Origin of the sequence: Microbacterium sp., from assembly GCF_017305435.1 — a bacterium.
In the GTDB taxonomy this organism is placed as follows: Bacteria; Actinomycetota; Actinomycetes; order Actinomycetales; family Microbacteriaceae; genus Microbacterium.
Window position 1 is genome coordinate 120,903 of record NZ_JAFKIP010000005.1, and the last position, 13,530, is coordinate 134,432.

Sequence of the window (13,530 nt, forward strand, 5' to 3'; positions counted from 1 at the left end):
CCGATGTCAGGGAAGGACGCTCAACTCGGCGACGGGCGTGTCGAGCACCGAGTGCGTCGCACCCACCGGGATGAGGTCGTCGCGGGCGGCGGCGTGCGCGGCGTGACGCCCCGCGATGCGGCCCGACACCATCGCCCATCCGATGTGGAGACCGTGATTGAGCAGCTGCAGCCCGCCTTGCCCCGTCGAACCCGCGGCATACAGGCCGGGGATGACATCGCCTTCGGCGGTCGTCACGCGCAGCGTCGTGTCGACGGCGAGCCCGCCGTCGGCGAGTGTGACGTACGACCGCATCGGGCCGAGGGCGAAGTACGGGCCTGCGCCGATGCCGGCGCCGAATCTCTCCCGGCCGAACTCGGGGTCGTGGCCCGCCGCCCGATACTCCCGGATCTTCGCCAACGTTTCGGCGAGGCCCTCCGGGTCGATGCCCGTGCTCATCGCCAGCTCCTCGATCGTCGCTGCCGTGTGGAACATGTCAGGTCGGTAGCGGGCATAGTCGGGGACGTACGCATACGCCACGCCGGGGAAGGTCGACACAGGGTTCGGCCAGGCCGAGAAGCGCTCTGCCACTGCGGCGTCGAAGATCATGTACCCGGCACCGCTGTCGGCGGCGACTCCGCGGGCGAGCGCCCGGTCGGTGTCTTCGTTCGCGAGGCGTCGACCATGCTTGTTGACCAGGATCGCCCCCGCCGCATACATCGTGTTGTTGGGCCCGACCCAGCTAGTCAGGGCGCCGCGGAGCAACACGGCGAGCAGCCGCTTGGGAAGGCGCTCGGCGATCAGGCGCACTACCCGCGACACGGAGGGATGCGACGGCAGCAGCTTGATCGGGTCGGGGAAGCGTCCGGGCGGAAAGCGCAGCCCTTCGTACAGGCGGTCCATCTGGAGCATCACCCCGCCCACCTCGCAGCCCAGCCGGAACCCGTCACCCGTGCTGTTCGGGTTCACAGCGGGTACGCGTGCGGCGTCCTCGCCGACATATGCGGCTTTCAGGTCTGCCGCGGCGGAGTAGTCCCCAGTCGCGAGCACGACGGCGCGGTGGGCCAGATAGCGGGTGCCGGCCACGGCTGCTCCGACCACCTCGCCACGGGCATTGCGCAGCAGCCGGTCGACGCGGGCGTCGGTCACGATCCGCACACCACGGCGACGAGCTTCGCGCAGAAGGGCCGTGACGTAGGCGCTCGAGTTCGGCAGCACGTTGTGCATCCGCGGCTTCTCATACGGCGGCTCGGGGGTCGGGCCCAGAAACTGCACGCCGATGCTCGAGAGCCACTCGAGGGTCGGGCCCGCGTTCTCGGCGAGAATCCGGCGCAGCGCCGTGTTCTCGCGTGCCTCATCGGGGCCGTTGGCGACTTTCATATCTTCGATGAACAGCTCGATCGAGTCGTTCACGCCGGCCCGGTATTGGTACGCGGTGTTGGCTGCGGTGAAACTGCCGACCGACATACCGGTGCTGCCGCCCGGCTGGGGGCACTTCTCCAGCACGGTCACCTCCGCACCGCTCGTGGCCGCGGAGATCGCGGCACTCAGGCCCGAACCCCCGCCGCCGATGATCAGGACATCCGTCGTGACGTTCACGGGTTTCTCCTTTCTGCGCGGGCGCGCTCCGCGGCGGCGCGCCCGGCCCATCGTCCGGTGATGTAGGCGGGCGCGAGCCCGCCCGCATAGCCGACGTTGGACAGCCCCCCGACGTCGGCGCCGGCCGCGTACAGGCCCGGGATCGGTGTGCGGTCGGGGTCGAGCGCTTCGCCGCTCGATGAGATGGGAACGCCCCCGAACGTGAAGGTGATCGACGGCTGCACCATGAGGGCATGGAAGGGCGCTGTCTGCGGCGCGCGTGCTCCCGGCGAGACCGGTGCGCCGCCGACCCACCCGCCGGCCGCGGTGGTCGCCGCGTAGTCTGCGACCGTGCGGGCCAACGTCGCGGCATCCACCCCCCACGCGGCCACCTGGTCGATGAGCGCGTCGAGCGTGTCGGCGCTGGCCCAGAGGCCGCCGGCCGCCTTCGCCGTCTCGAACCGGTCGGTCGCGCCGAGACCGGGGAACGGCTCTTGGCGTGCCTCGGCGAGGTGGACGTGCTCGTCGAAGATGAGCACGCCGCGGCTCTGCGGCTGGTCGAGCACGACCTGGTTGATGATCTCGTCTCCGAGGGTCTCGTCGACGAAGCGCTCCCCGCGCAGGTTCAGGATGAGCGTCGAGCCCGAGTAGTACTGGGAGTAGGGCAGGTAGTGCTCCGGTTCGAACTCCGCCAACGGCCAGGGCAGGAGGTGCCCGTAGTATGACGCCATCGCGCTGCTGCCGCCGACGCCGGCGGCGCGCGCCAGTCGCAGACCGTCGCCCACGTTCCCCGGATGCGAGCGCAGCAGCAGGGCATCGGCGTGGGGCCCCACGTAGCGCGTCAGCAGCTCGCGGTCGCGCCCGAACCCGCCAGTGGCGAGCACTACGCTCGGTGCCCGGTAGGTGACCGGGCCGCTGGAAGGCGAGGCGACGACCCCGACCACGGCACCACCCTCGATGATCAGCTCGCTGACCGGTGCGTTGGCGACGACGATCCCGCCCGCGTCGGTGACGATCTTCCGGCAGGCGGCGAGGATGGCATGGATGTCGGTCGAGTAGCCGATGCCGAACGTCATGATTCCGGTCGTGGGGGTGTCCGCCACCCGCGCTCCCGTGGCGCGCACCTCGGCGATCGCCGCGGGGAAGTCGGCGACCAGCCGCTCGCCGAGGGCGGCGTCGCCGCGTGGGATGCGGCGACGATACGCGTCGAGATCTGGCGCGGTCCAGAGCATCCCCGCCGACAGTGCCGCCGAGCCGCCGAAATCGGCTGATTTCTCCAGCACGGCGACGCGGGCGCCGGCGCGGGCGGCAGCCGCCGCGGCGGAAGCCCCGCCGATGCCCGAGCCGACGACGATGACGTCGAAGGCGTTCACGCGACGACCTCGTCGCGCTGCGCCTCGGCGCGGGCCGCCGCCTCGCGCGCCACATGAAGGCCGAAGATCGCGCCTTTGCCGAGTGAGGTGCCGGTCATATAGGCCGCGCCGTGGAACCCGCCCGCGACCTCGCCGACCGCGTAGAGCCCGTCGATCACGGCACCTTCGACATCGATCACCTGGGCGTCGGTGTTCACCTTCACTCCGCAGTATGTGGTCGTCATGAGCGACTTGGCGGGATAGGCGTAGAACGGCGCGCGCACGATCGGGCGCAGCGCCCCGACGCCGTTGCACAGGCTCGATCGGCCCTGCTCGTCGGTCTCGTTCGCGGCGATCGCGGCGTTGTAGCGCTCGATGGTGCGCTCGAGCCGCTCCCCGTCGACGCCGACGAGCGTGGCGAGTTCGGACAGCGTGGCGGCGTGGTGCAGGTGGCCGAGCGCCTCGATGGCATCCATGTCCTTCAGCGGGATGCCGGGGTGCGACTTCGCGCGCACGTCGGCGTCGAAGATCTGGATGCCGAGGCCGTCCTCCTCCCTGAGCACCGCCCGCCCGAGCGACTTATAGGACTGCGACTCGTCGGTGAAGCGCTCGCCGCCGCGGTTGACGATGATCGCGCCCATGTAATAGGCGGTGAGCAGCTCGTGCACGTCTCCTGTGTCGGGATGCGAGCCATAGGTGCCGCTGACGAACGACATGTCGGCCATGTCGGCCCCGAGCCTCCACGCCAGGCGCAGTCCGTCGCCGGTGTTGCCCTTGCCGCCGAACGGGATCGCGGCGAGCTGCTCGGGCGCGAAGATGCGCAGCAGCGCTTCGCCCCGGCTGAAACCGCCGGTGGCCAGCACGACACCGTACCGGGCGCTCACGTCGACCTCGCCGGCGGGTGAGAGGAGGCGCGCGCCCGTCACGGCGCCTGTCTCGGCCGTGAGGAGCTGCACGGCACGATGCTCGCGCAGCGTGGTCCCGCCCGCCTCGGCGAACTGGTGGTGGAGCGTGGCCATCACCTCGACGATCGCCGAGTTGTGACTGCGTTTGGCGGACTGCCCCGAGCTGATCTCGATCTCGCGGAAGCGCACGCCGTGGGCGATGAGCCAGCGGTATGCGGCCTCTTGGCGGTCGAGGTAGGCATGCAGCAGCGCGGTGTCGTTACGGAACTCGCCGACCTCCTGCATGTCCTTCAGAAACAGCTCGGTCGAGTCGTCCTCCCCCTCAGCCCGTTGCTCGTCGGTGCCGCTGAAGGCGAACCAGCCGCCGCTCATCACCGTCGATCCGCCGAGGGTCGCCGTCTTCTCGGCGAGGATCACGTCGAGACCCGCCTCGGACGCCGCGGTGGCGGCCGTCTGACCGGCGATGCCGCTGCCGAGGACGAGAAGGTCCGTGGTCAGGGTCATCGCTTCACTCCGAGCTCGTCGAGCGGGGTCTTGTAGGTCTCCCGCGCAGTGGCGACGGCGATCGCCGACAGGACGCAGGCGACTGTCGTGTAGGCCGCGGCCGGCCACCAGGCGTCGCCGTTGGCGGACGAGATGGCCTGGATGATGACGGGGGAGAAGCCCGTCAGCACAAGGCCGAGCTGCAGGCCCACGGCCATGCCCGTGACGCGGTAGCGCACGTTGAACATCTCGCTGAAGAACGCTGGGTAGACCGAGTTGGTGGCGGCAAAGCCCACCGCGATGCACAGGATCACGCCGACGAAGATCATCGGGATGTTCGCTGCGCCGACTGCCCAGAAGAACAGCCATACCGCTGCCGCGCCGAAGAGGTTCCCCCCGATGAGGACGGGCTTGCGGCCGATGCGATCGCTGAGGTGTGCCAGGAGCGGCTGGGTGACGAGGGCGATGACGTAGCCGACGATGACCGCCCACAGCATCGTGCTCGCGGGGATGTGCACGATGTTGGTCGCGTAGGTGAGGCCGTAGACCGGGACGGTCGTGCTGATCACGACGAGGAAGGCGGCGAAGATGACACGCACGACGTCCCACGGCTGCGTGCGGAGCACCTCGGCGAGGGGCACCTTCGCGGTGGTGCCGAGTTCCTTCTCGGTGGTGAACGCCTCCGTGTCGCGCACCGTGCGACGGATGATGAGGCCGACGATGAGGATCGCCGCGCTCAGCCAGAACGGCACGCGCCATCCCCACGCGAGCAGCTGCTCCTCAGGCAGGGCGGCGACGCCGATGAACGCGAGCGTGGCGAGGATGTAGCCGACCCAGATGCCGTTGATCGCCCACGACGTGTACAGCGCCCGTCGGTCGGCGGGGGCGTGCTCGAGGGTGAGCGAGGATGCCCCGGACAGCTCGCCGCCCACGGAGAGTCCCTGGCACAGTCGCAGCACGATGAGCATCGTCGGGGCGAGGACCCCGACGGAGTCGTACGACGGCAGGCATCCGATGAGGAAGGTCGAGACGCCCATGACGAGGAGGGTCAGGATCATGACGTTGCGGCGGCCGAAGCGGTCGCCCAGGTGCCCCGCGAGGAAGCCGCCCAGGGGACGGGCCAGGTACGCGACACCGTAGAGGCCCAGTGAGTACAGCAGGCCGGTCGCGCCCATGTCGGGGAAGAACACGCGTGAGAACACGAGCGCCGAGGCGGACGCGTATATGTACATGTCGTAGTACTCCAGCGCGGAGCCGATGAAGCCCGCGAGCGAGGAGCGCTTGCTCTGATTGCCGGGAGCACGCACGCTCGCCGTCTGGGTGAATAGTCCTGTCTTCGTTGACATCTGCTCTCTCCTTGAGGGGGTGGACGGAATGCGGGTGGTGCGGGTTTCAGCAGGTGAGGGCGCCGCCGTTGACGTCGAGGCTGGCGCCCGTGATGTACGAGGCTCGCGGGCCGACCAGGAACTCGATGGCGTCGGCGATCTCGTCGGGTCGGGCGAAGCGGCCCATCGGGATCTGTCCGGTCATCTGCGCAGCCTCCTGCTGCGGCATCCCGCCGGTCATCTGGGTCTGGACGAATCCGGGAGCGACGCCGTTGACGCGGATGCGGAAGCTCGACAGCTCGCGTGAGAGCGACGCGGTGAGGTTCTGCAGCGCACCCTTGGAGGCCGCGTAGGCGACGGAGGAGGGCAGGAACGGCGGGAATGTGTCGCTCGGCAGGCCGCCGGTGCCCCACTTCGAGACGATCGAGAGGATGTTCACGATCGACGCCGAGCCGTCCGACGGCATGTGCCGGAAGGCCTCCTGCACGAGCAGCAACGGCGCCTTCACGTTCACGGCCAGGACGAGGTCCCACTCCTCAGGCGTCACGTCGAAGAAGGGGCGCTTTCGCCCGTCGTCCTTCGGCGAGATGCCCACTCCGTTCACGAGCACACTGAGCGTGCCGAGGTCACGCGCGACGGCGACGGCGGTGCGGTTGGCTTCGACCGTGGTCAGGTCGCCGGCGACGGCACGGTGCGTGCCGTGCCCGGCGGGGAGCGCCGCGGCGACGGCCTCTGCCGCCGCCGCGGACGCATCGGCGACCACGACGCGGTAGCCGGCGTGCGCCAGGCGCTCGGAGACGACGCGGCCGATGCCGCCCGCACCACCGGTGACGATCGCGCTGCGGGCGGTGCCCGCGGGGGATGCGGTGAGGATCTCGCTCATGGCTGCGTCTCTCAGTAGTCGGCTCGGCCGCCGGACGCGTCGAAGACGAACCCGGTGGTGAAGGAGGAGGCGGGGGAGGCGATGAACGAGACGAGTCCGGCGATTTCGTCGACCGTGCCGAGCCGGCCCATGGGGATGAGCGACTTCTGCGTCTCGCGCCGCTCGGGGCTCATCCCGAGGATCAGCGGCGTCTCGATCGAGGCGGGGGCCACGGCGTTGACGGTGACGCCACTCGCGGCGTACTCCTTGCCGACGGCCTTGACCAGCCCGATGACCCCCGCCTTCGAGGCCGAGTACGCGGCCATCTGAGGGTTGCCCTCTTTGCCGGCGATCGACGCGATGTGGATGATGCGTCCGGAGCCGCGGGGCAGGAGGTGGGCGAGTGCCGAGCGGGTCACGGCGAAGGCGCCGCCGAGATTGAGGCGGACGACCCGCTCGAAGCTCTCCTGGTCGGAGTCGATCGTCGCCGTCACGGGGCCGAGGATGCCGGCGCAGTTCACGACGATCTCGATCCCCCCGAGCGCGTCGACCGCGTCGGCAATGGCCGCCTCGACCCCCGCGGCGTCGGTGACGTCGATGGTGCCGGTCACGCGGGCGTCGAATCCGTCCGGCCAGCGTGCGTCGACGACGTCGAGCGCCGCGACGGCCAGGCCGTCGGCGGTGAGTCGGCGGGTGATGGCTGCCCCCATGCCGCTGGAGGCGCCGACGACGACGGCCCCTCGCGCTGTGCTCTGGTGCCTCGACATCTTCGTCCTCTCGGTTCACACGGTGTCCGGGGCCGCTCCGACCCGGATGACGTGTGAGCCTAGGAGGATGATTGCGGATCAAGCAAGTATTGATAGAGTCAATTGCGTGGAGCGCAATAAGCCCGGCCGCGTCGAGTCCGTTCACCGAGCCCTCGTCCTCCTGAAGCTGATCGTCGAGGAGGGTTCGATCGGGGTCACCGACGCGGCGGCGGCACTCGACGTCAATGCGTCGACGGCGCAGCGCCTGCTCGCGACGCTCGCGCACGACGGCTTCGCCGTGCAGGGCGCCGGCCGGCGGTACTTTCCCGGCTCGGCGATGATGAGCCCGGCGTTGCGCGCGCCCACCCCGCAGTTGACCGACACTCTGCGCCCCGCCCTGGAGGCGCTGTTCGAGCGCACGGGTGAGACGGTGCATGTCGCGACGCTCGTCGGCACCCGTATCCAGCACATCGACGGCATCGAGGCGACGACACACCTGCTGCGCTTCGGTCTTCGCGTCGGGGTCTGGCTGCCGGCGCACATCACCTCGGGGGGGAAGGCGCTGCTGGCCGACCTGTCCGATGAAGAGGTCGAGGCGCGCTACCGGTTGGCGCTCACCGGCCCGCGTGGTCAGCGCCTCGACGTCGATCTCGACGCGCTGCGCGAGCAGCTCGACGACGTGCGGGAGTCTCGCGTCGCGTGGAACTTCGAGGAGAGCGAGCCGGGGGTGGCGGCGATGTCGATCTCTGTCGGGGAGGTCGGAGGTCAGCGCGCCGCTTTGAGCATCGCGCTGCCGATCGCGCGATTCACACGCGAGGTCGGCGATGCATGCTCGCGTGCGCTCACCGATATCGCCGACGCGGTCGCCGCCCGATCATTGGTCTGAGTCGCAGGAACAGGAAACTTGATATGGGTCGCATCAAGTTCACTTGACATGGTCCGACCGCCCGGGTAGCGTGGCATCCATCACAAGTTGAGCCTCCGTGACTCAACTCCACAGATTTCTCCGCGAAAGGAAACACACATGGCACGTGCAGTGGGTATCGACCTCGGGACGACCAACTCCGTCGTCTCCGTCCTCGAGGGCGGCGAACCGAAGGTCATCGCCAACGCCGAAGGCTTCCGCACGACCCCCTCGGTCGTCGCGTTCACGAAGGACGGCGAGGTGCTCGTCGGCGAGACCGCCAAGCGCCAGGCCGTCACCAACGTCGACCGTACGCTCTCGTCGGTCAAGCGCCACATGGGCACCGACTGGAAGACCCAGTCGATCGACGGCAAGCAGTACACGCCGCAGGAGATCTCGGCGCGCATCCTGCAGAAGCTGAAGCGCGACGCCGAGCAGTACCTGGGCGACAGCGTCACCGACGCGGTCATCACCGTCCCGGCGTACTTCAACGACGCCGAGCGTCAGGCGACGAAGGATGCCGGTGAGATCGCCGGCCTCAACGTCCTCCGCATCATCAACGAGCCCACCGCCGCGGCCCTGGCCTACGGCCTGGACAAGGGCAAGGAGGACGAGCTCATCCTCGTCTTCGACCTCGGTGGCGGCACGTTCGACGTGTCCCTGCTCGAGGTGGGCAAGGACGACGACTTCTCGACGATCCAGGTGCGCGCGACGGCCGGTGACAACCGCCTCGGCGGCGACGACTGGGACCAGCGCCTCGTCGACTTCCTGATCAAGCAGTTCAAGGACACCACGGGCGTCGACGTCTCGGGGGACAAGATCGCCCTGCAGCGCCTCAAGGAGGCCGCGGAGCAGGCGAAGAAGGAGCTCTCGTCCTCGACGAGCACGTCCATCAACCTGCCGTACCTGTCGCTCACCGAGTCGGGGCCCGTGTCGCTCTCGGAGACGATCACGCGCGCGAAGTTCGAGGACCTCACGAAGGACCTCCTCGATCGCACGAAGAAGCCGTTCAACGATGTCATCGCCGAGGCGGGCATCAAGGTCGGCGACATCGACCACGTCGTGCTCGTCGGCGGTTCGACCCGCATGCCGCAGGTCACCGAGCTCGTCAAGCAGCTCACGGGTGGCCAGGAGCCCAACAAGGGCGTCAACCCGGATGAGGTCGTCGCCGTCGGCGCTGCTCTCCAGGCCGGCGTCCTCAAGGGCGAGCGCAAGGACGTGCTGCTGATCGATGTCACCCCCCTGAGCCTCGGCATCGAGACCAAGGGCGGCATCATGACGAAGCTCATCGAGCGCAACACGGCCATTCCGACCAAGCGCAGCGAGACCTTCACGACCGCCGACGACAACCAGCCGTCGGTCGCGATCCAGGTCTTCCAGGGCGAGCGCGAGTTCACGCGCGACAACAAGCCGCTCGGCACCTTCGAGCTGACCGGCATCGCCCCCGCGCCTCGCGGCATCCCGCAGATCGAGGTCACCTTCGACATCGACGCCAACGGCATCGTGCACGTGTCCGCGAAGGACAAGGGCACCGGCAAGGAGCAGTCGATGACGATCACGGGCGGCTCGAGCCTCCCGAAGGAGGACATCGACCGCATGGTGCGCGAAGCCGAGGAGCACGCCGCCGAGGACAAGAAGCGCCGCGAGTCGGCCGAGGTGCGCAACCAGGCCGAGACGCTCTCGTACTCGATCGAAAAGCTCATCAAGGACAACGAGGACAAGCTGCCCGCCGAGGTCAAGGACTCCGTCCAGGCCGACGTCGACGCGCTGAAGTCCGCGCTCGCCGGCGAGGACGAGGATGCCGTGAAGGCGGCCTTCGACAAGCTCAACGCCTCGCAGTCGCAGCTGGGCGAGGCGATCTACGCCTCGCAGCAGGCCGCGGGCGAGCAGGCCGACCCGAATGTCGGCCAGCCCGGCAACGGTGAGACGCCGAACCCCGAGGAAGACGTCATCGACGCCGAGGTCGTCGACGACGAGGACGACAAGAAGTAAGAGAATCGGAACATGACGAAGGACTTCGAGAACGAAGTCCCCGGCGACGAGGGGTCGGATGCCACGGCATCCGGCCCCGACTCGCAGGAGGACTCCCTGACGGTGGACGACATCCTGGGCGCCGAGCAGACCGATGAGGCTGCCGTGGCCGAGGCATCCGACGAGGACAAGGATCTGCTCCTCGACCTCAAGCGTGTGCAGGCGGAGTACGCCAACTACCGCCGCCGCACCGAGGAGCAGCGCGAGCTCGAGATCGCCCGCGCGAAGGGGTCGGTCGCGAAGGGCCTGCTGCCCGTGCTCGACGACCTCGACCGCGCCGAGAAGCACGGCGATCTCACCGAGGGGTCGCCCATCGCGGCGATCGCCGACAAGCTGCGCGGCGTCGTGAGCCGCTTGGGCGTGGAGACGTACGGCGTCGCGGGCGAGAAGTTCGACCCGCAGCAGCACGAGGCGATCTTCCACGCACCGAACCCCGGCGGCGTCGAGGACGGCACGATCCTGGATGTCGTGGAGGTCGGCTACCGTCTGGGCGACATCGAGCTGCGCCCGGCGAAGGTCGTCGTCGCGGGTTCGCCCGAGTAAAGGGAGGAGGTGTCCATGGCCAGTCAGGACTGGTTCGATAAGGACTTCTACAAGACACTGGGCGTCGCCAAGGACGTCTCCGAAGCCGATCTCAAGAAGACCTATCGCAAGCTCGCACGCAAGTACCACCCCGATTCGACGCAGGGGGATGTCGCCGCGGAGGCGAAGTTCAAGGAGATCAGCGAGGCGTACGCCGTGCTCTCCGACAAGGACCAGCGCGAGGAGTACGACCAGATCCGTGCGATGGGATCGGGCGGCGCCCGCTTCCAGGCGCCCGGTGCGGGCGGCTCCGGCGGGTTCGAGGACGTGTTCAGCCGCTTCGGCGGCGGGGGCGGCGGCCGCGGCGGCTCGTACCAGTCGGCGGACTTCGACGACCTGTTCGCGATGTTCGGTCAGCAGCAGGGCGGCGGGAGGTTCGGCTCGGGACGTTTCGGCCAGTCGACCGGCGGGTTCCAGGGCTTCGGCGGCCCGCAGCGCGGGGCGGATGTCACGGCGCGGACGACCCTCGACTTCCAGACCGCCGTGCGCGGCGAGACGATCTCGCTCGCGGGCGAGGACGGCAAGCCGTTCAAGGTGAAGATCCCCGCCGGCGTCTCCGACGGGCAGAAGATCCGGTTGCGCGGTCGCGGACGCCCGTCGCCCGACGGCGGCGAGTCCGGCGACATCGTCGTGCAGGTGACGGTGCGTCCGCACCCCGTCTTCACGCGCGACGGACTCAATCTGCGCGTCACCGTGCCGGTCACTTTCACCGAGGCGGCGCTCGGCGCGACGATCGAGGTGCCGACGCTCGGCGGCGATCCGGTGAAGCTGCGTGTCGCCCCCGGCACGCCCTCGGGGCGCGTGCTGCGCGTCAAGGGCCGTGGCGTCGCATCGTCGAAGGGGACCGGTGACCTTCTGGCCGAAGTGCAGGTGGCCGTGCCCGCGCACCTCGACGAGAAGGCGAAGGAGGCGCTTCTCGCCTTCCAGGCGGCGGAGCCCAAGGAGAATCCGCGCGCCGAGATGATGGCCAAGGCCCGGGAGTAGTCATGGCGCACGACGAGGTCGACGACGAGTCCCCGATCTTCGCGATCGCGGTGGCGGCCGAGCTCTCCGGGATGCACCCGCAGACGCTCCGCCAGTACGATCGGCTCGGCCTCGTCGTGCCCGCCCGGACGCAGGGCGGGTCGCGCCGCTACTCGCTGCGCCACGTCAAGCAGCTGCGCGAGGTCGCCTCGCTGTCGGCCGAGGGTATGAGCCTGCCCGCCATCTCGCGCCTCATCGAGCTCGAGAACACCGTGCGCGCACTGCGTGCCCGGGTGAGCGATCTCGAGGGTCGGCTGCGGGATGCCGCCGACACCAGGTCGCGCGTCTTCGCGGCCGGCTCGAGCGGCTCGGTCGTGACGCTGCGTGCCGGCACGCGCGTGCGCCGCGCGACCGAGGTCGTCGTGTGGCGGCCGCCGGCCGCGGACTGAGGCCCGTCGACGCGCCACGCGGCCGCGGGGCTTGCCAATCGACGTGTGTCCTGCTGAGATCGATTGGAATCGATTTCACGCGGGCGGACGACTGCGCCCGTTTGCGCAAGGAGGCGCACATGCCATGTCTCATCACCGAAGTCGCTCACGGCGCCTGTGCGCCGTTGCCACGATCGCCGCGACACTGATGCTCGGTGCGTGCGGGTCCACGACTCCCACTGCCGACCGTGCGGGTGACGACTTCGTCCTCGCGGGCGTGAGCGGTCTGACGCAGGTCGCGCAGCTGACCGGTCCGGGCGCGATCAACGACACGGAGAAGGTCGGCGTCGCCGGGACCGATCTCGGATCGATGGTCAACGTCGGCGATCGCACGTACTTCTTCTTCGGCGATACCTTCGGCGAGCGCGGTCCGGACTCGTACGGCGGCCAGGGCGGCGCCTGGCGTTCGAATGTGTCCGCGTGGACGACCGATGACGACCCGTCTGACGGCATCACCTTCGGAGGCTGGGCGCCGGTGGACGAGTTCGATTGGGCCGCGCCGCTCATCGAGGGCGACCACGATGCGAACGACGGCGGGGGCGAAGTCACGAAGATCCCGACCTACGGGTTCGCGGTCGGAGACGCGATGTACGTCGGCTACATGTCCGTGAACCACTGGGGTGATCCGGGCGTCTGGGAGGCGAATCATGCCGGGATGGTGGTCTCCAGAGACGGGGGAGCCTCCTGGACAGACCTGCCGGATGTGCGCTGGCCGGGCGATTCGAACTTCGTGCAGCTCGCGACAGCCCATGTGATGGATGCCGGGGCGGAGTACGTGTACCTCTGGGGCATCCCCGCTGGGCGCTTCGGGGGTGTGGAGCTCATGCGCGTGCCTGCGAGCACGACGGCTGTCGAGGACATCGCCGCCTACACCTACTTCGCGGGCACGGACGAGACCGGCACGCCTCAATGGAGCGCGGACCCCGACGCAGCGGAGACGATCGTCGATCCGACCGTCGGGGAGCTCTCCGTGATGTGGTCTGAGTACCTGCAGCGGTGGGTCATGACCTACTCGGACGCCGGGAGCGCCTACATCCGCGAGGGGCTCGCACCCTGGGGGCCGTGGGGTGAACCGATCGAGATGGTTTCCGCGGACGACTACCCCGGTCTCTACTCGCCGTACCTCAACCCCCGCTACACGGATGACGGCGGGCGGCGGCTCTATTTCACCCTGTCCCTCTGGGGTCCATACAACGTCTTCTGGTTCTCCGTCGATCTCGATAAGGCCGATTGATCGCGTCGTTGTGAAATCGATATACGGCCCGTCATCCCGCGGATTTGCGCGTCATGTCGCTCTTCTTCCGCCCGCCAGCTTCCTCGAACTCGGAGAGA

At 69.0% G+C, this 13,530-nt stretch carries 12 protein-coding genes; 6 read left to right on the forward strand and 6 right to left on the reverse strand.

The window, feature by feature from the left end; all coding sequences use genetic code 11:
• Positions 1-6 precede the first annotated feature (6 nt).
• Genes J0I43_RS09095 through J0I43_RS09120 form a run of 6 tightly spaced genes read right to left on the reverse strand, consistent with a single transcriptional unit; the run spans position 7 to position 7,251 of the window.
• Entirely contained in the window at positions 7-1,578 is a 1,572-nt protein-coding gene (locus J0I43_RS09095) for an FAD-dependent oxidoreductase (protein ID WP_292862327.1), read from the reverse strand.
• Complete coding sequence (locus tag J0I43_RS09100; RefSeq protein WP_292862330.1) at positions 1,575-2,930, reverse strand: FAD-dependent oxidoreductase; 1,356 nt, start codon at positions 2,928-2,930, stop codon at positions 1,575-1,577. The genes J0I43_RS09095 and J0I43_RS09100 overlap by 4 nt, the downstream gene beginning before the upstream one ends.
• The gene (locus tag J0I43_RS09105) at positions 2,927-4,318 is read right to left on the reverse strand and encodes an FAD-dependent oxidoreductase (RefSeq protein WP_292862333.1); all 1,392 of its coding nucleotides are present in this window, start codon (positions 4,316-4,318) and stop codon (positions 2,927-2,929) included. Before J0I43_RS09105 ends, J0I43_RS09100 begins: the two co-directional genes overlap by 4 nt.
• Positions 4,315-5,643, reverse strand: a complete 1,329-nt coding sequence (locus tag J0I43_RS09110; protein WP_292862336.1) for an MFS transporter — start codon at positions 5,641-5,643, stop codon at positions 4,315-4,317. The genes J0I43_RS09105 and J0I43_RS09110 overlap by 4 nt, the downstream gene beginning before the upstream one ends.
• 46 nt (positions 5,644-5,689) lie before the next feature.
• Positions 5,690-6,505: an SDR family oxidoreductase gene (locus tag J0I43_RS09115; protein WP_292862339.1), complete on the reverse strand. Its 816-nt coding sequence runs from the start codon at positions 6,503-6,505 to the stop codon at positions 5,690-5,692.
• 11 nt (positions 6,506-6,516) lie between these two features.
• Positions 6,517-7,251 carry an SDR family NAD(P)-dependent oxidoreductase gene (locus tag J0I43_RS09120; RefSeq protein WP_292862341.1) on the reverse strand — a complete coding sequence of 245 codons (735 nt, stop codon included), beginning with the start codon at positions 7,249-7,251 and terminating at the stop codon, positions 6,517-6,519.
• Between the two features lie 106 nt (positions 7,252-7,357).
• On the opposite strand from J0I43_RS09120, the gene J0I43_RS09125 reads away from it, so the two are divergent.
• The 6 genes from J0I43_RS09125 (at position 7,358) to J0I43_RS09150 (ending at position 13,432) form a co-directional block, all read left to right on the forward strand.
• Positions 7,358-8,116: an IclR family transcriptional regulator gene (locus J0I43_RS09125; protein WP_292862343.1), complete on the forward strand. Its 759-nt coding sequence runs from the start codon at positions 7,358-7,360 to the stop codon at positions 8,114-8,116.
• Positions 8,117-8,254: 138 nt separating this feature from the next.
• Positions 8,255-10,126 carry a molecular chaperone DnaK gene (gene dnaK, locus J0I43_RS09130; protein WP_292862345.1) on the forward strand — a complete coding sequence of 624 codons (1,872 nt, stop codon included), beginning with the start codon at positions 8,255-8,257 and terminating at the stop codon, positions 10,124-10,126.
• Positions 10,127-10,138: 12 nt separating this feature from the next.
• Positions 10,139-10,708 carry a nucleotide exchange factor GrpE gene (locus J0I43_RS09135; protein ID WP_292862347.1) on the forward strand — a complete coding sequence of 190 codons (570 nt, stop codon included), beginning with the start codon at positions 10,139-10,141 and terminating at the stop codon, positions 10,706-10,708.
• A gap of 15 nt (positions 10,709-10,723) precedes the next feature.
• Entirely contained in the window at positions 10,724-11,731 is a 1,008-nt protein-coding gene (locus J0I43_RS09140) for a DnaJ C-terminal domain-containing protein (protein WP_292862350.1), read from the forward strand.
• Positions 11,732-11,733: 2 nt separating this feature from the next.
• Positions 11,734-12,159, forward strand: a complete 426-nt coding sequence (locus J0I43_RS09145; RefSeq protein WP_292862353.1) for a MerR family transcriptional regulator — start codon at positions 11,734-11,736, stop codon at positions 12,157-12,159.
• Between the two features lie 124 nt (positions 12,160-12,283).
• On the forward strand, positions 12,284-13,432 hold the full coding sequence (locus J0I43_RS09150) for a DUF4185 domain-containing protein (RefSeq protein WP_292862357.1): 1,149 nt from the start codon (positions 12,284-12,286) through the stop codon (positions 13,430-13,432).
• The last annotated feature ends 98 nt before the right edge of the window (positions 13,433-13,530 follow it).